Below are 20,149 nucleotides of genomic sequence, written 5' to 3'. Positions count from 1 at the left end.
CGTCATGGGCGCGGCGTGTCTTCCAAAATCTGTTGAATTTCCAGTGAACTGAGCAGGCGCCCGGGGATGAGTTCCCCACGCACCACGCGCCCCACTCCCAGCAGAGCCTGTGGGTTCTCGCCATACACAGCCACCGCCTCGGCATCGGCCCAAGCGCCCTTGCGGGGCAGGCCCGTGAGAAAACGGGCCGCATCTTGCTCGCCCAGCGTGACAGCCGTGTGGCTGGCCAGCAAGGCGTCGACAGGCTGCAACTGCTGCAGACGCTCGCCCTCGCCCATGGCGGCCAGCGCCTCCAGCGAGATACAGCGCTCGACACCCAGCCCCCCGGTGTCGATACGGCGCAGCGCGCGCAGGTGCGCGCCGCAGCCCAGGGCCTCGCCCACGTCCTCGGCCAGCGTGCGGATGTAGGTGCCCTTGCTGCAGGTCACCAGCATCCGGATCGCAGGCAGGCCTTCGCTGTCTTGCGTCAGCGAAAGCTCCAGTGCGTGGATTGTCACTTCGCGCGCCGGGCGCTCGACTTCGATGCCGGCACGCGCATATTCATAGAGAGCCTTGCCGTCCTTCTTGAGGGCGCTGTACATGGGTGGCACCTGGCGGATCGCACCCGTGAACTGCGCCTGCACGGCGGCCAATCGCTCGGCCGTGAGGGCGGCGAGGTCAACGGCGCGCTCGCGCAGCACCTCGCCCTCGGCATCGGCCGTGGTCGTGGTCTGGCCCAGGCGCGCAATCGCCTCATAGGTCTTGGCAGCTTCAAGCTGCAACTGGCTGAACTTGGTCGCCGCACCGAAGCACAGCGGCAGCACGCCGGTGGCCAACGGGTCCAGCGTGCCGGTGTGTCCGGCCTTTTCGGCGCGCAGCAACCACTTGACCTTTTGCAAGGCGTCGTTGCTGGACAGCTCCAGCGGTTTGTCGAGTAGCAACACCCCATGCACAGGGCGCCGCTGCACCCTTGTGCGTGGCGCGTTCATGGGGCTACTCTTCCTTTCCGCGCGAAGAAACGGCCTTGGCGATCAAGGCGTTCATGTCGGCCGCACGCTCGGAGGTGCGGTCGTAGATGAAGTGCAGCGTGGGCACTGTGTGGATGTGCAGGCGCTTGAACAGGCCATTGCGCAGGAAGCCTGCGGCCTGGTTCAACGCTTCCTGCGTCGCCTGTGGATCGCCCACGAGCAGGCTGAAGTAGACCTTGGCGTGGGCATAGTCCGGAGTCACCTCCACGCTTTGCAGCGTGACCATGCCCACGCGCGGGTCCTTCAACTCGCGCGCGATCAGCTCTGCCAGATCACGCTGGATCTGGTCAGAGACTTTGAAGCTGCGATTCGGCGCAGCGGACTTGCGTGTTGCCATGGCGAATTACAGCGAGCGCGCGATTTCCTTGATCTCGAACACTTCGAGCACGTCGCCTTCGCGAATGTCGTTGTAGTTCTTGAGCTTGATACCGCACTCGAAGCCTTCCTTGACTTCCTTGACGTCGTCCTTCAGGCGCTTGAGCGATTCGATCTCGCCCGTGTAGATGACCACGTTCTCGCGCAGCAGGCGGAAATGCGCATTGCGCGTGACCTGGCCTTGCGTGATGTACGAGCCGGCCACGGTGCCGATCTTCGAAGCCACGAACACGGTGCGGATCTCGGCCATGCCGATGATCTCTTCCTTGCGCTCGGGAGCCAGCATGCCGGACATGGCCGCCTTCACCTCTTCGACAGCGTCGTAGATGATGTTGTAGTAGCGCAGGTCCACATCGTTGCTCTCGGCCGTCTTGCGCGCCTGGGCATCGGCCCGGACGTTGAAGCCGATGATGATGGCCTTGGAGGCCAGCGCCAGGTTCACGTCGGACTCGCTGATGCCGCCCACGCCCGAGTAGACCAGCTGAACGCGGATCTCGTCGGTCGAGAGCTTGAGCAGCGATGTGCCCAGCGCTTCCTGCGAGCCCTGCATGTCGGCCTTGATGATGATGGGCAGGGTCTGGACCTCGCCTGCACCCATTTCGGCAAACATGTTCTCGAGCTTGGCAGCCTGCTGGCGGGCCAGCTTGGTGTGGCGGAACTTGCCGGCGCGGTAGGTCGCGATTTCGCGGGCACGACGCTCGTCCTGCAGCACCATGAAGTCGTCGCCGGCCTGGGGCACGTCGGACAGACCCTGGATTTCCACCGGGATGGAGGGGCCTGCAGACTTGGTCTGCTTGCCGTCTTCGTCCAGCATGGCGCGCACGCGGCCGTAGGTCTGGCCTGCCAGCACCACGTCGCCCACCTTCAGCGTACCGGACTGCACCAGCACCGTGGCCACAGGGCCGCGGCCCTTGTCCAGCTGGGCTTCGATGACCAGGCCCTTGGCAGCGGCTTCCACGGGAGCGGTCAGCTCCAGCACTTCGGCCTGCAGCAGAACCTGCTCCAGCAGCTCGTCGATGCCCTGGCCGGTCTTGGAGGACACGGCGATGAACGGGGACTCGCCGCCGTACTCTTCAGGCACCACCTGCTCGGCCACCAGGCCTTGCTTGACGCGGTCGAGGTTGGCATCGGGCTTGTCGGCCTTGGTGATGGCAACCACGATGGGCACACCAGCCGCCTTCGCGTGCTTGATGGCTTCCTTGGTCTGGGGCATCACGCCGTCGTCGGCCGCGCACACCAGGATGACGATGTCGGTGGCCTGGGCACCACGGGCACGCATGGCCGTGAAGGCCTCGTGGCCCGGGGTATCCAGGAAGGTGACGATGCCGCGGGGCGTCGTCACATGGTAGGCACCGATGTGCTGGGTAATGCCACCGGCTTCGCCCGACGCCACCTTGGTGCGGCGGATGTAGTCCAGCAGCGAGGTCTTGCCGTGGTCCACGTGGCCCATGACGGTGACCACGGGAGCACGCGACTCCTGGGCAGCTTCCTGCTGGGACACTTCCTCGGCCGTGAAGGCTTCGGGATCGTCCAGCGCGGCGACCTTGGCCGTGTGGCCCATTTCCTCGACCACGATCATGGCCGTGTCCTGGTCCAGAGGCTGGTTGATGGTGACCATCTGGCCCATCTTCATCAGCACCTTGATCAGCTCGGACGCCTTGACCGACATCTTGTGCGCCAGCTCCGCCACGGTGATGGTCTCGGGCACGTGCACTTCGATGGCACGGAATTCCGCTGCCGCGCTCTGGTGCTGACCGTCATGACGGTCATTGCCACGACGGCCGCCACGCGGGCCGCCGCGCCAGTTGGAACGGCCACCCACGCCACCGGAGCTGTCGCCACGGGTCTTGATTTCCTTCTTCTTGCCATCGCCAGCCCAGCTCGACGAGAGCTTGGCGGACTTGACTTCCTTGCCGGCACCGGCAGGCGCACCCGCACGCGCACCGGCTCCACCGGCGGTCGTGCCAGCGGGCTTGTGCAGCGTGGTCTTCTTGGCATCGCCGGCAGCGGGCGCTGCAGGCTTGGCCACGGGCTTGGGCTCTTCAGGCTTCTTGGCCACGAGCACCTTCTTGGGCGCAGCCATCATGGCGCGAATGGCTTCGGCCTCGGCCAGCGCCTTGCGGCGGCGGTCTTCCAGATCCTTGGCGCGTTCGGCTTCCTCGGCCGCGCGGGCCTTGGACTCTTCCTCGGCCTTGACGCGAGCCGCAACCTGGGCTTCGGCGCGCGCGGCCTGGCCTGCAGCCTGCTCACGCGAAGCTTCCTGCTTCGCGCGGTTGGCCTCGAGGATCTTTGCGGCTTCTGCAGCCGCATAGGCGCTTGCGCGCTCTTCGGCTTCTCGTTCGCGTTGTTGAACTAGTTCGCGCTCTTCGCGCTCACGGCGTTGCTGTGCCAATTCTTCCTCCTCGCGGCCGATCATTTCGGCCTGGCGACGTGCTTCCCCTTCGCGGCGCACCAGATCCTGGGACTCGCGCTCCGATGCCGCGCGCTGCTCCTGGGCAGCGGCAACGACAGCGGGATCGGAGGCGCCCTCGGCGACCTCGTCACGCTTGACGAAGGTGCGCTTCTTGCGCACTTCCACCTGGATGGTGCGGGCGCGGCCCGACGAATCGGCCTGCTTGATCTCGCTTGTGGACCGTTTGGTCAGCGTGATCTTCTTGGCGCCACTTCCGTGGCTGGCCTGCAGATGGCTGAGCAGTTGCTGCTTGTCGCCGTCGGTCAACGCATCCGATGCGTTGTCCTTGGCGACGCCTGCAGCCTTGAGCTGCTGCAGCAACGTGTCAGGGGTCTTGTTGAGCTCTCTTGCAAACTCGGCAACCGTATTACTGGACATATATGCTCTGAACCTCCCTGACCTTACTCTTGCCCTTCGGTGAACCAGTGTTCACGCGCCTTCATGATCAAAGCCTTCGCTTCTTCCTCGGTCTGCCCGGTCAGCTCGGTCAACTCGTCGATGGCCAGATCGGCCAGATCGTCTCGGGTGTGCACATCGGCCTCGGCCAGCTTGTCCACGATCTCCGGAGTCATTCCCTCGAGCGTCAGCAGATCCTGCGACACTTTGCCCACGTTTTCCTCGTGCGCGATTTCCTGCGTCAGCAGTGCATCTTTCGCCCGGGTGCGCAACTCGTTCACCGTCTCTTCGTCGAACGCCTCGATTTCGAGCATTTCCTGCAGCGGCACATAGGCCACTTCTTCCAGGGTCTCGAAACCTTCCTCGATGAGGATGTTGGCGATTTCCTCGTCCACATCGAGCTTTTCCATGAACAGCTGGCGCGCAACAGCGGACTCGTCCGCCTGCTTTTGCGCAGACTCAGCCGCGTCCATGATGTTGATCTTCCAGCCGGTGAGCTCGGAAGCCAGGCGAACATTCTGACCGCCACGGCCGATGGCGATGGCGAGGTTTTCCTCGTCAACCACCACGTCCATGGCATGCTTTTCCTCGTCCACAACGATGGACGACACATTGGCCGGAGCCAGCGCGCCGATCACGAACTGTGCAGGGTCTTCGGACCACAGCACGATGTCCACGCGCTCGCCAGCCAGTTCATTGGTGACGGCGTTGACACGGGTGCCTCGCACGCCGACGCAGGTGCCGATGGGATCGACACGCTTGTCATGGCTGAGCACGGCGATCTTGGCGCGGCTGCCGGAATCGCGAGCGCAGCTCTTGATCTCCAGCAGGCCCTGCTCGATCTCGGGCACTTCGTTACGGAACAACTCGACCATGAACTCGGGCGCCGAGCGCGACAGGATGATGGGCGCGCCGCGCAGCGTGGCGTCCACTTCCATGATCATGGCCCGCACGCGGTCGCCGTTGCGCAGGTTTTCCTTGGGGATCATCTCGTTGCGGCGCAGGCGTCCTTCGACACGGCCGGCCTCGACGATGATGTCGCCCTTGTCCATGCGCTTGACGGTGCCCGTGAAGATCCGGTCGCCGCGCGACAGGAACTCGTTGAGCAGCATTTCGCGTTCGGCGTCACGGATCTTCTGCAGGATGACCTGCTTGGCCGCCATGGCGCCGATGCGGCCGATGGGCACCGACTCGATCTCTTCCTCGATGTACTCGCCTTCGGAGATACCGGGGACGCGGTCCTGTGCGTCCATCAGCATTTCTTCGGCATCGGGGTTTTGCAGGCCCGCATCATCGGGCACCACCAGCCAGCGGCGGAAGGTGTCGTAGTTACCGCTATCGCGATCGATGGCCACGCGGATGTCCACCTCACCTTGGTACAGCTTCTTGGTGGCCTGGGCCAGGGCCGATTCCACTGCACCGAACACCAGATCGCGCTCCACGTTCTTTTCGCGCGAAATGGCTTCTACCAACATCAACAATTCGCGATTCATGCGACGACTCTCCTATTTCAATCACACAGGAAGGGGATGGCAGTGCCCTTCCTGCCCCAATGATTCGACGTACCCTGCCTGCTCCGATCAGACCGGCTTGGCAGAACGCCCCTTGAAATCCACGATGGGAGCCAGACGCGCCTCGCGCAGCTCCTCCAGAGTGAAGCCCAGCGCCTGCAGGGGCGCGGGAACACGCTTTTTGCTGACCTTCTGGCCAGGCTTGACGGGTGGCTCGTCGCTCCAGACGATCTGCCAGCCACCATCTTCGGCACGCTCCAGCGTGCCGCGGAATTTCTTGCGATTGGCGCTGACCTGCCCTTCAGCGGCGGCGCCGATGGGCTCCTTGAGGGTCAGGTCGATGACTTCACCGACAAAGCGGGTGAAGTCCTGCTCGTGCCGCAGGGGGCGGTCGATACCAGGGGAGGAGACCTCAAGGCGCGTGTAATCTGCGCCATCAACCTCAAGCGCGAACTGCAGCTGGCGCGTGATCTTCTCGCAGTCCTCGACTGTCACGAACTGCTCCGGCACCACCGGCTCACCCTCCACCGGGGGCTGCCAAGGCAAATCAATTGTGACGCGCAACAGCCCGCCCGCCGAGCGTTCTATTTCCACCAGGTCATAGCCCAGACCTGTCACGGTTTGTTCAACGATTTGCTGTAGTGCCACGTGTATTTAAATTCAGTCCTGCAAACACAAAAGACCCGGAACGCCCCTGAAACATTGGCAGCAGCCATGTCCCAACAGCGCCGAGCCCCATGGCAATCCCGAAGGTCGCCCGAAGATCGCCCAAAAAAAAGGGCGGTTGGTACCCGCCCGTTTGGTCGTGAATATGCCATTGTATCCGCAAACGACCTTCAGGCCAAGCCCGCCCCGCACAAAAGCGGGGACAGGACGGGGTGCTCAGGCCCGCCCGCGCACCCTTGGCCCGGCGTCAGGCGCCAACGCGCTCCAGCGCCTGCGCCGACTGGAGCCGCCGCAAGAGGGCCTGCGCCTCGGCGGGATCGGCAGGGGCCGCGCCCGGGTCCTGGGCCAGTGACTGCAGCATGCGCGCCACAACCCCTGCCTGGGGCAGCACCGGCCCCAGAAAACGTGCACGCTCGCCATCGGCCACCAGCAGCGAGGGGAAGGTTTCGATGTCCAGGTCTCCGGCCACGTCCTCGCGGTCCTCGACATCAAGCCAGACAAAGCGCATCTGCGGGAACTGGCTTGCCAGTTCCGCAAACGTGCTTCGGTATTGGTTGCAAACGCCGCACCATTGCGCGCACAGGCAAACCACCCACCAGGGGCGGGTGGCGTCGCTGTCGTCCGGCAGCTTGCCGGCCATTGAATCCATGAAAGCCTCTCAGAAACCACGCCCTTCCCGGGCGCGATAAACCTCCATGTTACCGATTTCCGCCGCCTTGTTGCCCCAGGCGTTGCGCACATAGCTGGCCACGGCGGCCACCTGTGCGTCGGACAGCACATGACCGAAAGGCGGCATGCCGTGCGGCTGCGGCTGCTGCCGGGTGGAGGGTGGGTAGCCCCCCTCCAGCAACACCAGCAACAGGTTGCGCGGCTCGGCCAGGGTCACGGAGGCATTGCCCGCAAGCGCGGGAAACGCGCCCGGCGTTCCCTGGCCCTCGGCACCGTGGCAAACCGCGCATTGCCGCTCGTAGACGGCCCGCCCCAAGGCCATTTGCCCGGATGGTACGGGCGCGGCAGCAGGCCTGCTCCTGGGCGGGCCTGCTGCCGCGCCCTGCTCCTGCAGGTAGGAAGCGAGGGCCTGCAGATCCTGCGGCTGCCAGTGCTGGGTGCTGCGCGCCACGACTTCGGCCATGGGGCCCAGCGCCGATCCCGAAGGACCCGAACCCGTCTGCAGCAACTGCACCCAGGCGGACTCCTGGCCTGCGCGCACGCCGGCTTCGCCCGGGTCCAGCAGCGACGGCGCATACCAGGCCTGCCCTGCCACAAAGCCACCGGACATGGCCTGGGACGAGGCGCCCATGCCGTTGCGCGGTGCATGGCAGGCCGCGCAGTGCCCCAGGCCCTGGGCAAGATAGGCACCGCGATTCCAGGCAGCTGCCTTCTGCGGCCGGTCCTGCCAATCCTGCGGGGTGAAGAACAGCGCGCGCCAGACAGCCAGCGAGCCCTGCCAGCCATAGGGAAAGTCCAGCGCATGCCGGGGCGCCTGCGCGCGCACGGCGGGCAGGCTTTGCAGATAGGCAAACAATGCGTCCGAGTCGGCGCGCGTCACATGGGTGTAGCTGTCATATGGAAAGGCCGGGTACAGCAGGCGCCCTTCCCTTGACCGCCCGTTATGCATTGCACGCCAGAAGTCCTGGGCCGTCCACAGCCCCAGGCCACTTTCCTTGTCAGGCGTGAGATTGCTGGTGTAGAGCGTGCCGAACGAGGTGGGCAGGCCCCGCCCGCCCGCATACTCGGCGCCGCCAGCCGCCGTATGGCAGCCTGCGCAGTTGCCCACGCGGGCCAGGTAGGCACCGCGCTCCATCAAGGCAGTTGGCGATTCGCGCGCGCCTGACCAGCCGCCATGGCCATAGGCGTGCACGCCCTGCTCACCGCGCAGGTTGAGCCAGACCAGGAGCGCGCCCAGCAGGGCGATGATCAGTAACGCCAGCCCTGCCACCCTGGCCAGCCGTCGCCCGCGTGTGTTCCCGCTTGCCGCGTTTTCTGTCAGGGTGTTCATGGCTTGCCCTCCTGACCGGTAGTGGCGGCTACAGCGCCGCAGCGCAGCGGCATGGGCAGGGCCAGGGCTTCATGTCCGCCCGGCGCCACCAGTGCGGGGCGCGATGACAGCCAAGCCGTGACGGCCACGACCTCCTGCGCCGTCAGCGCCTTGGCCACCTGGTCCATGCAGTCGGGCGCTGCCGCCTTGCGCTGGCCGGAGCGCCAGGCACCGATCTGGCTGTTCAGATAGTCGCGCGACAGGCCCAGCAGGCCCGGAACATCGTCACCCGCACCCATGAGCCGCTCACCATGGCATGCAGCGCAGGCGGGCAGGCCGCGCTGCGCGTCGCCCCGCAAGACCAGTTGCTCGCCACGGGCGAGTTCAGCAGGCGGCAGTTGCGCCGGCACGGGCGGGGCATAGGGAAGATCCAGGCCTGCGAAGTGCGTGGCGATCTGGCGCAGATAGTCGTCCGACATGAATTCGATCAGCCGGTTCATGGCCGGATAGCTGCGGCGCCCTTGCTGGAAGTTCTTGAGCTGGCGGTACAGATAACCCGCGGGCTTGCCCGCAATGCGCGGAAAGTAGCCTCTGGGCGTGGCCCGACCCTCGGGACCATGGCAGGCCGTGCAGGCCAGCACCCTGGAGGCCATGGAGCCCACATCGGGCAGCGGGGCGCTGACCACGGCCGGCGGCAGGTCTGCCATGGGCACGCCCGGTGCTGGCTGCATGGTCTGCGCGGTCTGCGCCATCACCCCGCAGGTTCCACACGCGCCGGCCACCAGCCATGCGCCCAGCAGAGCCCTCCATCCCCTGGAGCCTGTGCGCCCCCGCCCAGCCCGCCACCGACTGCCATGTGCCATGTCCGACGCCTCCTGTTCCGTCCTGCCGACGCGCGAATGTAATGAACCCGTCACAAGATGCCAGTCAAGCAGGAAAAGGCCCATCGGTTGAGACCCTGCCATGACCGGGCTATGCTGCCTTCGGGTTTGTCCAGAACATCGCCCGCAAGGGCCGGAGGACGGAAATTCATGGATTACAAGGACTACTACCGCATCCTGGCCGTGGACAGGCAGGCCAGTGCCGATGACATCAAGAAGGCCTACCGCAAGCTGGCGCGCAAGTACCACCCCGATGTCAGCAAGGAGGCTGACGCCTCCGAGCGCATGGCCGAAGTCAACGAAGCCAATGCCGTGCTGTCGGACCCCGAAAAGCGCGCAGCCTATGACGCCCTGGCCGATGCGCCGCGCCGCAGCGGGCCCGGCGCCGGCGGCTTCCAGCCACCACCTGGCTGGGAAGGGCAGGACTTTCACTTTCGCAGCAGCGACGGCGCCATGCCGGAGGGCGACGCGGACTTCAGCGAGTTCTTCTCACAGATGTTCGGCCAGGGCGCGCGTGCCCGCCATGCGGGCGGGGGCGGCCAGCATCGCGCCCCACCCGACATGCGCGGGCAGGACCAGCACGCCAGCATCGAGCTGGACCTGCTGGACAGCTACCAGGGCGCGCAGCGCAGCCTGCACCTGCGCACCACGGTGCTGGATGACGACGGACACCCCGTGGCGCGCGACAAGGAATTGCAGGTCAGCATTCCCAAGGGCGTGCGCGAAGGCCAGATGATCCGCCTGGCCGGACAGGGCGGCCCGGGCCTGGGCAACGGCCCGGCAGGCGATCTGCTGCTGGAAGTGCACCTGCGCCACGACCCGCGCTGGTGGGCCGAGGGCAAGGATGTCTACCAGCCCGTGTCCCTGGCCCCCTGGGAAGCTGCACTGGGCGGCCCGGTCCGCGTGGCCACCATTGCCGGTGAATTCGAGGTCAGCGTGCCCGCAGGCAGCCGCGCTGGCCGCAAGCTGCGCATCAAGGGCAAGGGCTTGCCCGCCGCCACGCCGGGCGACCTGTACCTGGTACTGGGCATCGCCCTGCCCGAGCCCCAGACCGACGCCCAGCGCCAGGCCTATGCGGCACTGGCCCAGGCCTTTCCCTCGTTCGATGCCCGCCAGCACGCAGCGGGCCAAGGAGCCACGCGATGAGCACGCCGCTGTACCCCTTCTACGAGCCCGCAGAACTGCTGGGCGAAGGCGCTCTGGACCTGCAGGATCTGGCCCGCCACTGCCAGCGCAACACCGCCTGGGTGGTGGAGCGTGTGCAGACCGGCGTGCTGTACTGCGAAAACGAGCCGTCCGGCGAAGCGGCCGCGCCGCAGGCACAGTGGCGCTTCAGCAGCCAGACCCTGGTGCGCGCGCGCCGCATAGCCCATCTGGAGCACAGCTTCGATGCCGACCCTCAGCTGGCCGCGCTGACGGCGGACCTGATCGAGGAAGTGCAGATGCTGCGCCGCAAGCTCCAGGCACTGCAGCATTGAGAACGCCGCCTCAAAAGCAAAAGCCCTCGTAAGAGGGCTTTTGCTTTCAGAACGTGGCCGCAGCAGGCGCGCATGCGGCCCGCCGTGCTCAGCGGTGACGCTTGCCGGGGTTCTTCTTGGTATGGGTGTGGGCGCCACGGGCGCGGCTCACGCGCTGGCCACGGCCGGGCGTCGGCAGGGTGACGCCGTTGGGCAGGGGAGGCTGGGGAGTGAACTTGCGGTCGGCTTCGGTAACGATCTTGTTGCCCATGGCATTTCCTTCTTCAAAAAAATGAGAACGCGCAATTAGGCCATAGACCTGCATGACCGCGCACAAAAAAACACATGGCCTGCTCTGGCATAGGGAAAGTTCCAGCGTTGCGCGGCCCGCACAGCACCGGTGCAGGCAGCGCCGGCCTACACTGCGGCCCGGTTTTCTGTCCTAAAGTAGGAGCACGCTGCCAAGCGCGCAAGACCCTGGCATGCACGTCTGCCTGAACACGGAGTTCCGCACCATGTCACCCCGCCACCCCAATACAGAGTCAACCACCCCATCCACTTCCCGCCCCGCCTGGGTGCTGCCCACGGCCGGCCTGGCAGGGCTTGCCGTAGGCGCCGCCGCAGCAGCGTTGCTGTGGAAGGGCCTGCGCAACCCACCCATCCCCCCTACCGTGGAGCCGGTGCGCGGCTGGGACATCCAGCGCTACATGGGCCGCTGGTATGAAGTGGCCCGCATCGACCACAGTTTCGAAAAAGGCCTGGAGCGCACCCAGGCCGAGTACACACAGCTTCCCGACGGCACGGTGCACGTGCTGAACCGGGGCTACGACGCCCGCCACCGGCGCTGGAAATCCTCCGAGGGCAAGGCCCGCACGGTGCACGGCCCGGACGTTGCGGCGCTCAAGGTCTCTTTCTTCGGCCCGTTCTACGGCGGCTACAACGTGGTGGCTCTTGATGCCGAGTACCGCTGGGCCATGGTGGTGGGATCGGACCTGCGCTATTTCTGGATTCTTTCGCGCACGCCCGAACTGGCCGACGGCGTGGCGGCACGCCTGCTGGCGCAGGCCCGGCTGCTGGGCGTGCCCGTGGACAAGGTCCAGTGGATCCTGCAGGACGGGGTCAATCCCACGGGCAGCTGGTAGCGCGGTCCGGCAACTGCCTCAGAACCCCTCGGGCATGCCGTCGCCCGAGAAGCCGGCGGCCTCCACCAGCCGCTGCGTGTACGCCTGGCGCGGCGCGCCCAGCACCTGGGCGACGGGGCCGGATTCGACGATGGCGCCATCCTTCATGACCACCACGTCATGGGCCATGGCGCGGATCACGTCCACGTCATGCGTGATCAGCAGATAGGCCAAGCCCCGCTCGCGCTGCAGCCGTTGCAGCAGGCCCAGCACCTGCTGCTGAATGGTCACATCCAGCGCGCTGGTGGGCTCGTCGAGCACCAGCACCTCGGGCTCCAGCACCAGGGCACGTGCAATGGCGATGCGCTGACGCTGGCCTCCCGAGAATTCGTGGGGATAGCGGTCAAGCAGGCCAGGAAACTGTTCGTGCGTCAGGCCCACGGCCGACAGCATCTCCACGATGCGGTCGCGTTGCTGCGACGCCGTCAGCGACGGCGCATGCACGCGCAGGCCCTCGCCAACGATCTGCTCCAGCGTCAGCCGGGGCGACAGCGATGAATACGGGTCCTGGAACACCACCTGCACCTTGCGCCGCAGCGCACGGTTGGCGGGCGAGTTGCGCGTGGCTGGCTGCTGCCAGGCATGGCCGGCAATGCGCAGCCGGCCTTCATGGGGCAGCAGCCCCAGCACGGCCTGGGCCAGCGTGGATTTGCCCGATCCCGATTCACCGACCACACCCACGGTGCGCCCGGGCAACAGCGCCAGGTCTGCGGACTGCACGGCGACGAAGCGCCCCTGGCCGAACCATCCGCGCATGCCTGCCAGCGGCACCGGATAGCTGACCTTGAGGCCCTGTGCCTGCACCAGCGGCTCGCAAGCCGTGGCGTCGGCGCCTGCCTCCACCTCGATCAGGTCGCGGCGCGGCACGCTGGCCAGCAGCTTGCGCGTATAGGCATGGCGCGGAGCCGCCATGACCGCCGACACCCCGCCCTGCTCCACCAGTTGCCCGCGCTCCATCACCGCCACGCGGTCGGCAAAGCGCCGCACCAGGTGCAGGTCGTGCGTGATCATCAGCACGGCCATGCCGGTCTGGCGCTGCAGGTCATCGAGCAACTGCAGGATCTGGCCGCGCAGCGTGACATCGAGTGCCGTCGTCGGCTCGTCGGCCAGGAGCAGGCGCGGGCTGCTGGCCAGCGCCATGGCGATCATGGCGCGTTGGCGCTGCCCGCCACTGAGCTGGTGGGGAAAGGCGCGGGCGCGGCGCACAGGCTCGGCAATGCCGGTGGTCGCCAGCAATTCGGTGGCCTGGACCAGGGATTGCACTCGCGTCAGCCCCTGCTTGAGGCGAAGCACCTCGCCCACCTGCTCGCCCACGGTCATCAGCGGGTTGAGCGCCGTCATGGGCTCCTGGAAAATCATGGCCACGTCGCCGCCGCGCACGGCGCGCATCTCGCGCTCGGGCAGGCGCAGCAGGTCGCGGCCGTCGAACAGGGCCTGGCCGCCCAGTTGAGCGTCTCCAGCCAGCCGCAGCAGCGACAGCGCGGTGATGGTCTTGCCCGAGCCGGACTCGCCCACCAGCGCCAGCTTCTCGCCTGCCGCCAGGTCGAAGCTCACGCCGTGCACCACATCCTTGCTGCCGAAGCGCACGCGCAGGTTGCGCACGGACAGCAATGTCCGGCCACGGCCGGAGGGCGAAGGCAGCTCCATTGCCGGCTGCTCTGCGTTCATGCGGCGTCCTTTGCATCGACACCGGGGGCGGCATCGCTGGCTGCGGCCTTGCGCGGGTCCAGCGCATCGCGCAGCGCATCGCCCATGAAGGTCAGCAGCAGCAGCGTCACCACCAGCACGGCAAAGGTGGACAGCGAGATCCACCAGGCATCGATGCTGTTCTTGCCCTGGTTCAGCAGCTCACCCAGGCTGGGGGTGTCAGGCGGCACGCCCAGCCCCAGGAAGTCCAGCGAGGTCAGGGCCAGGATGGACGCACTCATGCGAAACGGCAAAAAGGTCACCACGGGCGTCATGCTGTTGGGCAGCAGATGGCGCCAGATCAGCGCGCCATTGCCCACGCCCAGCGCCCGCGCCGACTTCACATAGTCCAGCTGGCGGTTGCGCAGGAACTCGGCACGCACGTAGTCCGACAGGCCCATCCAGCCGAACAGCGACAGCAGCACCAGCAGCAGCGAGACGCTGGGCGCCAGCACCGCGCTGAAGATGATCAGCAGATACAGCTCGGGCATGGAGCCCCAGATCTCGATGAAGCGCTGGAATGCCAGATCCGTCCTGCCGCCGAAAAAACCCTGGACGGCCCCCGTCACCACGCCCAACACCACGCCCGATGCCGTCAGCGCCAGTGCAAACAGCACGCTGACGCGAAACCCGTAGATCAGCTGGGCCAGCAGGTCGCGCCCCCGGTCATCGGTACCCAGCAGGTTGTCGCGCGAGGGCGGCGCCGGATTGGGCGAGGTCGCGAAGTAGTTCAGCGCCTGTGGCCCATAGGGATTGAGCGTATACAGCGCCCAGTTGTCGCCCTGGCGCAGGCGGTCGCGGATGAAGGGGTCCAGGTAGTCGGTGGCCGTCTCAAAGTCGCCGCCGAAAGTCTTCTCGGAATAATCGTTCCACAGCGGCCAGTAGGTCTGGCCTTCGTAGCGCACCACCAGGGGCCGGTCGTTGCTGATGAGCTCGGCGCCCAGGCTCAGCACCACCATCACGCAAAAAGCGACCAGGCTCCAATACCCCAGCCGATTGCGCCTGAACCGCATCCAGGCCCGACGCGCCGGCGACACTGCCACCACAGCCAGCGGTACAGGCGCTGCCCCGGGCAGCCCTGCGCCTGGAGCGGCAAGGGAGTGCATCTCAGTTTCCATGTTGCTGCATCACAGTGGCGCGACCGCCCAAAGTCAGGGACACCAGGCAAGGGCCTGCGCCAGCCGCCAATGGCCCGAACGCTCCCCCCGCAAAGCAAGAGGGGGAAGCGGCGCAGCCGTTCAGGGGGGGCTCAATCAAACCGTACACGCGGATCCACCCACACATAACAAAGGTCACTGACCAGCTTTGTCACCAGGCCGATCAGCGTGAACAGATACAGCGTGCCCAGCACCACGGGATAGTCGCGCCGAATCACGCTGTCATAGCTGAGCAGGCCCAGGCCGTCCAGCGAGAACAGTGTCTCTATCAGCAGCGAGCCCGTGAAGAAGGCCCCGATGAAGGCGGCCGGAAATCCGGTGACGATGGGGATCAGCGCATTGCGCAGCACGTGGCGGTAGAGCACCTGCCGCTCGGACAGGCCCTTGGCACGCGCAGTCAGCACGTACTGCTTGCGGATCTCTTCCAGGAAGGCATTCTTGGTCAGCATGGCCGTGATGGCGAAGCTGCCCGCCACCATGGCCGTCACCGGCAGCGCGATATGCCAGAGATAGTCCACGATGCGCGCGCCCCAGGACAACTCGTCCCAGTTGGAGGAAGTCAGCCCGCGCAGCGGAAACCACTGCAACTGGCCGCCAAAGATCACCAACAGCGCCACGCCCAGCACGAAACCCGGAATCGCATAGCCGACCAGGATCAGCAGCGTGGTGGCGAAGTCGAACCGCGAGCCGGCCCGCACGGCCTTGGCAATGCCCAGCGGCACGGCAACGAGGTAGCTGATGAAAAAGGTCCACAGTCCCAGGCTGGCCGAGACCGGCAGCTTCTCCTTGATCAGCTGCCAGACATCCTTGTTCTGAAAGAAACTGCGCCCCAGGTCGAACCGCGCGAACTGCCCGAGCATCTGGAGAAAGCGCTCATGGGCCGGCTTGTCAAAGCCGTAGAGGGCCTTGATCTGCTCTATGCGCTGCGGGTCCACCCCCTGGTTGCCACGGTAGGCCAGGCCACCGCCTTCGCCGCCACGGCCCACGCTGGCCTTGGCCTCGGCCAGATACTGCTCGACCGGGCCACCGGGCACGAACTGCACGACCACGAAGGTCAGCAGCAGTACGCCCAGCAGGGTCGGCACCATCAGCAGCAAGCGTTTGAATATGTAGGCCCACATAAGAAGTCTTGCATTATGTCCATTGCGGGGAGGGGCCCCGGCAAGGGCACGCCCTCATCATGCAACGGATCGCAACGACACAGCCGCAACGCCGGCTCATGGAGGCGGCGCGGTCAGCACCGGCATGCGGGCCCACCAGGTGTCCATGGCCCAGCTCTCGCCCTTCGCATAGGCCGGAACCACGGCCGGTCGCACCAGGCGCCAGGAGTCGTAGACCATGCGGTGCGTGCCCGCGCTCCACTGCGGAATCAGGTAGTGGCCGTGCGTGATGATGCGTTCGAGTGCGTGGCAGGCAGGCAACAGTTGGGCCTCTGTCTTGGCCTCGGTCATGCGGCGGATCATGGCGTCGACCGCCGGGTTCTTCACGCCGGGGAAATTGCCGGAACCCTCGGTTGCCGCCGCCTGGCTGCCGAACAGGTCGGCGAATTCCTGGCCTGGATTGTTCGTGCCCTGGTAGGCGATGGAGATGATGTCGTAGTCGAACTTCTCCACGCGCTGCTGGTACAGCGCAAAGTCCGCCGAGCGAAAGCGCAGCCGGATGCCCAGCTTTTCCAGATTGCGTATCCAGGGCGAGACCTGGCGTATGCCCGACTCGCTGCTGTCCAGGTACTCCAGCTCCATGGCCTGGCCCCGCGCGTTGCGCAGCACGCCATCCTGAATGGTCCAGCCGGCATCGGCCAGCAATTGCCGCGCCTGGCGCAGATTTCCGCGCAACGAGCTGTCGCCATCGGTGCGCGGCGGCTCGGCCATGGGGCCGAAGGCCTCCGGCGGAATGCTCTTGCGCAAGGGCTCCATCAGCGCCAGCTCCTCGGGCGAGGGCTCGCCATGGGTCTCGCAGGCCGTGTTGCCGAACAGCCCGCGCACGCGCTGGTAGGAACCGTAGAACATCTGCCGGTTCATCCACTCGTAGTCCATGGCCAGGCCCAGGGCGCGGCGCACCCGGACGTCCTGCAGCACAGGCCGGCGCACGTTGAGCACATAGCTCTGGAATCCCGATGGCAGCTTGTTGCTGAACTCGCCCTTGACCAGCTCGCCCCGGTCGAAGCGCTTGCCATACAGGCGCCGCGCCCAGTCACCGGCGCTGTAAAAGCGCATGAGGTCGAACTCCCCTGCCTTCAGCGCCTCCAGCCTCGCCGTGTTGTCGCGGTAGATCTTGACGGAGATGCGATCGAAATTGGCCGTGCCAACGCGCACAGGCAGATCGCGGCCCCAGTAGTCCGGGTCACGCACATAGGTGATGTCCTTGCCGAATCGCACGGGACCTATCTTGTAGGGCCCGCTGCCGATGGGCGTGTCCGTCACCACCTGGTCGAAGGGCTTGGCCTTGCCGTTTTCCACGCCCCAGTCGCGGCTGAACACTGGAATGGCCCCCACGGTCAGCGGCAATTCCCGGTTCGGCTGCTTGAAGCGAAAGCGCACGGTGCGTTCGTCCAGCACATCGACGCCCGCCACATCGAAGAACAGCGTTCTGTAGCCGGGCAGTGCATGCGGGCCCACCAGCGTGTCATAGCTGAACTTGACATCGGCCGCCAGCACGGGCTTTCCGTTGTGAAAGCGGGCCTGGGGCCGCAACCGGAATGTGGCGGACAGGCCGTCGGCCGCGGCCTGCACGTCCTCGGCCAGCAATCCGTAGCCGGTGGCGGTCTCGTCCAGCGAGGGCCACAGCAAGGTGTCGAACATCAGCTCCGCCAGATAGGCGGGCGACGACCCCTTGATGGTGAACGGGTTGTATTTGTCAAAGGTGGAGATGCGCAGATTGCTCACCAGGCGCAGCTCGCCGCCCTTGGGGGCCTTGGCGTTGACATAGTCGAAATGGCTGAAGCCCTCGGCGTAGCGGGGCTCGCCCCACAAGGCATAGGCATGCGAGCCCCAGGCCGGCACACACGCCGAGGCCAGCAGCAGCGAAGAAATCATCCAATGGCGCATGCGACAATTCTGCACCACGCAGCCAGCCCTTCCGCTGGCAAACGCTGACGCGGGCCCCGGCCGTCGCCGCCAGCTGGTGCGCACTTCCACTCACTTTCTCTGGAGAACAACAATGGGCTTTCTCGCCGGTAAAAAACTGCTGATCACGGGCGTTCTGTCCAACCGCTCCATCGCCTACGGCATCGCCAAGGCCTGCCATGCACAGGGCGCGGAGCTGGCCTTCAGCTATGTGGGCGAGCGCTTCAAGGACCGCATCACCGAGTTCGCCGCCGAATTCGACTCCAAGCTGATCTTTGACTGCGACGTGGCAGACGATGCCCAGATCGACAAGCTGTTCGCCGACCTGGGTGCGACCTGGGGCAAGTTCGACGGCTTCGTGCACAGCATCGGCTTTGCACCGCGCGAGGCCATCGCCGGCAACTTCCTTGACGGCCTGTCGCGCGAAGGCTTCAAGATCGCGCACGACATCAGCGCCTACAGCTTCCCCGCGATGGCCAAGGCGGCCCTGCCCTACCTCAACGACAAGTCCTCGCTGCTGACGCTGTCGTACCTGGGCGCCCTGCGCTCCATCCCCAACTACAACACCATGGGCCTGGCCAAGGCATCGCTGGAAGCCTCGGTGCGCTACCTGGCCGAGGCCGTGGGCCGCACGGCAGACGGCCGCGCCATTCGCGCCAACGGCATCTCGGCCGGTCCCATCAAGACCCTGGCCGCCTCGGGCATCAAGGACTTCGGCAAGCTGCTGGGCCGCGTGGCAGATGCATCGCCGCTGCGCCGCAACGTGACCATCGAGGACGTGGGCAATGTGGCCGCCTTCCTGCTGTCGGACCTCGCCTCGGGCGTGACGGCCGAGATCACCTACGTGGACGGCGGCTTCAGCCAGACCGCAGGCCTGTCGGCCGACCAGGTCTAAGTCACCGCCAGACTGCGACCCGCCCCGCAGGCATTGCCGCCTGCGGGGTTTTTTTTCGCCTGGAATCCAGGCATCCGCATCCTGCCGATGCGCGAAAGGAAATACACATCGGATTGCATACGGTCATTTTTGTTTTGAATGAGAATGATTCTCATGAATAATACAATTCTCAGATCAATATCAAAAAACCTCTGAAAACCTCGGAGCCAGCAGATATGCAAGCAACCTCTGACCTCAGTCTGCCCTCTCCCGTCCCGGCACCCTCCGAAGCATCCTTGAATCAATGGGAACAGCTGGCGCGCCGCGCCCATGGGCATTTCCATGCAGGCCAGATCGAAAGCGCGCTCGCCATGCAGATGAAGGCCCTGCATGTGGCGCAGCGCCTCATCGCCGGCCCGCTGCTGGCGGAACACGCCGATCACTGCATGGCCGCCTGGGTGGTCTCCCACCACAACCTGGCCGAGTTGCTGGCATTGCGCCAGCAGCCCGCACTGGCCATCGAATACCTGTGCGAGGCGCACCAGGGCCTGCTGGCCCTGGGTGATGCGCGCCACCATGCGGCCGCCGTGTGCAGCGCCGCCTGGCGCCATATGCGCGAAACCCATTCAGCCCTGCTGCAGTGGCAGCGCCAGCACGGCAGCCAGCCCCGCATCGATGCGGCGCTTCAGGCCTCGGCCCGCGTCTTCGACTGCACAGCCACCGCCCTGCCGCCCCGGCTGGCGCATTGATTGCAGCCGCACAGACATCGCAACGCACCGATTTTTTCCCCGTAGTCCCTGAAAGAAACCACATGAGCAACTACACCCTGCCTCCCCTGAACTACGCCTACGACGCGCTGGAGCCCCATATCGATGCGCAGACCATGGAGATCCACTACACCAAGCACCATCAGGCCTATGTGAACAACCTGAATGCCGCGCTCAAGGACACGCCGCACGGCAGCCAGCCCGTGGAGCAGCTGATCGCCGACCTGTCCCTGCTGCCCGAAGGCGTTCGCGGGGCCGTGCGCAACAACGGCGGCGGGCACGCCAACCACAGCCTGTTCTGGACCGTGATGGCCCCGGTGGACCAGGGCGGCGGCGGTGCTCCCTCGGGCGAACTGGCACAGGCCATTGACCGGGAGCTGGGCGGCTTCGATGCCTTCAAGGCCGCCTTCACCCAGGCCGCGCTCACGCGCTTTGGCAGCGGCTGGGCCTGGCTGGTGGTGGGCAAGGACGGCAAGCTGGCCGTGGAAAGCAGCGGCAACCAGGACAGCCCCCTGATGGCCGGCATCGGCTCCGGCGCCACCCCCATCCTGGGCCTGGACGTGTGGGAACACGCCTACTACCTCAAGTACCAGAACCGCCGCCCTGAATACATCGCGGCGTTCTACAACGTAGTCAACTGGGCCGAAGTGGCCCGCCGCTACGCCGCCGCACGCGGCTGAACGGTCCGCAACGCCA

Annotated in this window: 20 protein-coding genes; 6 read left to right on the top strand and 14 right to left on the bottom strand. The window is 66.0% G+C overall.

Annotated elements, in window-relative coordinates:
* Positions 1–2: 2 nt before the first annotated feature.
* From truB to AC57B5_RS02225, 8 genes are all read right to left on the bottom strand, one after another.
* A complete protein-coding gene (gene truB / locus AC57B5_RS02260) occupies positions 3–968 on the bottom strand; it encodes a tRNA pseudouridine(55) synthase TruB (protein WP_012204836.1) in 966 nt (321 codons plus the stop codon).
* Between the two features lie 4 nt (positions 969–972).
* Positions 973–1,344 (bottom strand): 30S ribosome-binding factor RbfA, encoded by a 372-nt coding sequence (rbfA, locus tag AC57B5_RS02255; RefSeq protein ID WP_012204835.1) that lies wholly within the window; start codon positions 1,342–1,344, stop codon positions 973–975.
* A 6-nt stretch (positions 1,345–1,350) separates the two neighbouring features.
* Entirely contained in the window at positions 1,351–4,212 is a 2,862-nt protein-coding gene (gene infB / locus AC57B5_RS02250) for a translation initiation factor IF-2 (protein ID WP_013803037.1), read from the bottom strand.
* Between the two features lie 23 nt (positions 4,213–4,235).
* A complete protein-coding gene (gene nusA, locus AC57B5_RS02245; RefSeq protein WP_012204833.1) occupies positions 4,236–5,723 on the bottom strand; it encodes a transcription termination factor NusA in 1,488 nt (495 codons plus the stop codon).
* An 87-nt stretch (positions 5,724–5,810) separates the two neighbouring features.
* Entirely contained in the window at positions 5,811–6,389 is a 579-nt protein-coding gene (gene rimP, locus AC57B5_RS02240) for a ribosome maturation factor RimP (protein WP_034392158.1), read from the bottom strand.
* Between the two features lie 265 nt (positions 6,390–6,654).
* Positions 6,655–7,056, bottom strand: coding sequence for a thioredoxin family protein (locus AC57B5_RS02235; protein ID WP_052155372.1), 402 nt, complete (start codon positions 7,054–7,056; stop codon positions 6,655–6,657).
* A 9-nt stretch (positions 7,057–7,065) separates the two neighbouring features.
* Positions 7,066–8,406, bottom strand: a complete 1,341-nt coding sequence (locus AC57B5_RS02230; RefSeq protein WP_496398609.1) for a c-type cytochrome — start codon at positions 8,404–8,406, stop codon at positions 7,066–7,068.
* A complete protein-coding gene (locus AC57B5_RS02225) occupies positions 8,403–9,248 on the bottom strand; it encodes a c-type cytochrome (RefSeq protein ID WP_496398608.1) in 846 nt (281 codons plus the stop codon). The genes AC57B5_RS02230 and AC57B5_RS02225 overlap by 4 nt, the downstream gene beginning before the upstream one ends.
* A gap of 168 nt (positions 9,249–9,416) precedes the next feature.
* On the opposite strand from AC57B5_RS02225, the gene AC57B5_RS02220 reads away from it, so the two are divergent.
* Positions 9,417–10,412, top strand: coding sequence for a DnaJ C-terminal domain-containing protein (locus tag AC57B5_RS02220; RefSeq protein ID WP_448677542.1), 996 nt, complete (start codon positions 9,417–9,419; stop codon positions 10,410–10,412).
* Positions 10,409–10,744: a chaperone modulator CbpM gene (locus AC57B5_RS02215; protein ID WP_043823548.1), complete on the top strand. Its 336-nt coding sequence runs from the start codon at positions 10,409–10,411 to the stop codon at positions 10,742–10,744. The genes AC57B5_RS02220 and AC57B5_RS02215 overlap by 4 nt, the downstream gene beginning before the upstream one ends.
* An 88-nt stretch (positions 10,745–10,832) precedes the next feature.
* Here AC57B5_RS02215 and AC57B5_RS02210 read toward each other — a convergent pair whose 3' ends face one another.
* Positions 10,833–10,994, bottom strand: a complete 162-nt coding sequence (locus AC57B5_RS02210; RefSeq protein ID WP_012204826.1) for a hypothetical protein — start codon at positions 10,992–10,994, stop codon at positions 10,833–10,835.
* Between the two features lie 244 nt (positions 10,995–11,238).
* On the opposite strand from AC57B5_RS02210, the gene AC57B5_RS02205 reads away from it, so the two are divergent.
* A complete protein-coding gene (locus AC57B5_RS02205; RefSeq protein WP_034398350.1) occupies positions 11,239–11,865 on the top strand; it encodes a lipocalin family protein in 627 nt (208 codons plus the stop codon).
* A gap of 18 nt (positions 11,866–11,883) precedes the next feature.
* Here AC57B5_RS02205 and AC57B5_RS02200 read toward each other — a convergent pair whose 3' ends face one another.
* The 4 genes from AC57B5_RS02200 to AC57B5_RS02185 all read right to left on the bottom strand — a co-directional run bounded on the left by AC57B5_RS02200 (position 11,884) and on the right by AC57B5_RS02185 (position 17,794).
* Positions 11,884–13,572, bottom strand: coding sequence for an ABC transporter ATP-binding protein (locus tag AC57B5_RS02200; RefSeq protein ID WP_496398607.1), 1,689 nt, complete (start codon positions 13,570–13,572; stop codon positions 11,884–11,886).
* The gene (locus tag AC57B5_RS02195; RefSeq protein ID WP_496398606.1) at positions 13,569–14,696 is read right to left on the bottom strand and encodes an ABC transporter permease; all 1,128 of its coding nucleotides are present in this window, start codon (positions 14,694–14,696) and stop codon (positions 13,569–13,571) included. The genes AC57B5_RS02200 and AC57B5_RS02195 overlap by 4 nt, the downstream gene beginning before the upstream one ends.
* A 143-nt stretch (positions 14,697–14,839) precedes the next feature.
* Positions 14,840–15,868 carry a microcin C ABC transporter permease YejB gene (locus AC57B5_RS02190; RefSeq protein WP_097202742.1) on the bottom strand — a complete coding sequence of 343 codons (1,029 nt, stop codon included), beginning with the start codon at positions 15,866–15,868 and terminating at the stop codon, positions 14,840–14,842.
* Between the two features lie 96 nt (positions 15,869–15,964).
* Complete coding sequence (locus AC57B5_RS02185; RefSeq protein ID WP_043796336.1) at positions 15,965–17,794, bottom strand: extracellular solute-binding protein; 1,830 nt, start codon at positions 17,792–17,794, stop codon at positions 15,965–15,967.
* A 112-nt stretch (positions 17,795–17,906) separates the two neighbouring features.
* On the opposite strand from AC57B5_RS02185, the gene fabI reads away from it, so the two are divergent.
* Positions 17,907–18,707 carry an enoyl-ACP reductase FabI gene (fabI, locus tag AC57B5_RS02180; RefSeq protein WP_012204820.1) on the top strand — a complete coding sequence of 267 codons (801 nt, stop codon included), beginning with the start codon at positions 17,907–17,909 and terminating at the stop codon, positions 18,705–18,707.
* On the opposite strand, the gene AC57B5_RS02175 is transcribed toward fabI, so the two are convergent.
* Positions 18,704–18,862, bottom strand: a complete 159-nt coding sequence (locus tag AC57B5_RS02175) for a hypothetical protein (RefSeq protein ID WP_496398605.1) — start codon at positions 18,860–18,862, stop codon at positions 18,704–18,706. The two genes, fabI and AC57B5_RS02175, sit on opposite strands and share 4 nt — an antisense overlap.
* A 120-nt stretch (positions 18,863–18,982) precedes the next feature.
* On the opposite strand from AC57B5_RS02175, the gene AC57B5_RS02170 reads away from it, so the two are divergent.
* Complete coding sequence (locus AC57B5_RS02170) at positions 18,983–19,435, top strand: DUF2753 family protein (protein ID WP_225614194.1); 453 nt, start codon at positions 18,983–18,985, stop codon at positions 19,433–19,435.
* A 62-nt stretch (positions 19,436–19,497) separates the two neighbouring features.
* A complete protein-coding gene (locus AC57B5_RS02165; RefSeq protein WP_012204818.1) occupies positions 19,498–20,133 on the top strand; it encodes a superoxide dismutase in 636 nt (211 codons plus the stop codon).
* Positions 20,134–20,149: the final 16 nt, after the last annotated feature.

The sequence above is a fragment of the Delftia sp. BGA-UO-ETr-SB1 genome (assembly GCF_059567865.1).
This window is presented reverse-complemented; position numbering and strand designations above follow the sequence as displayed.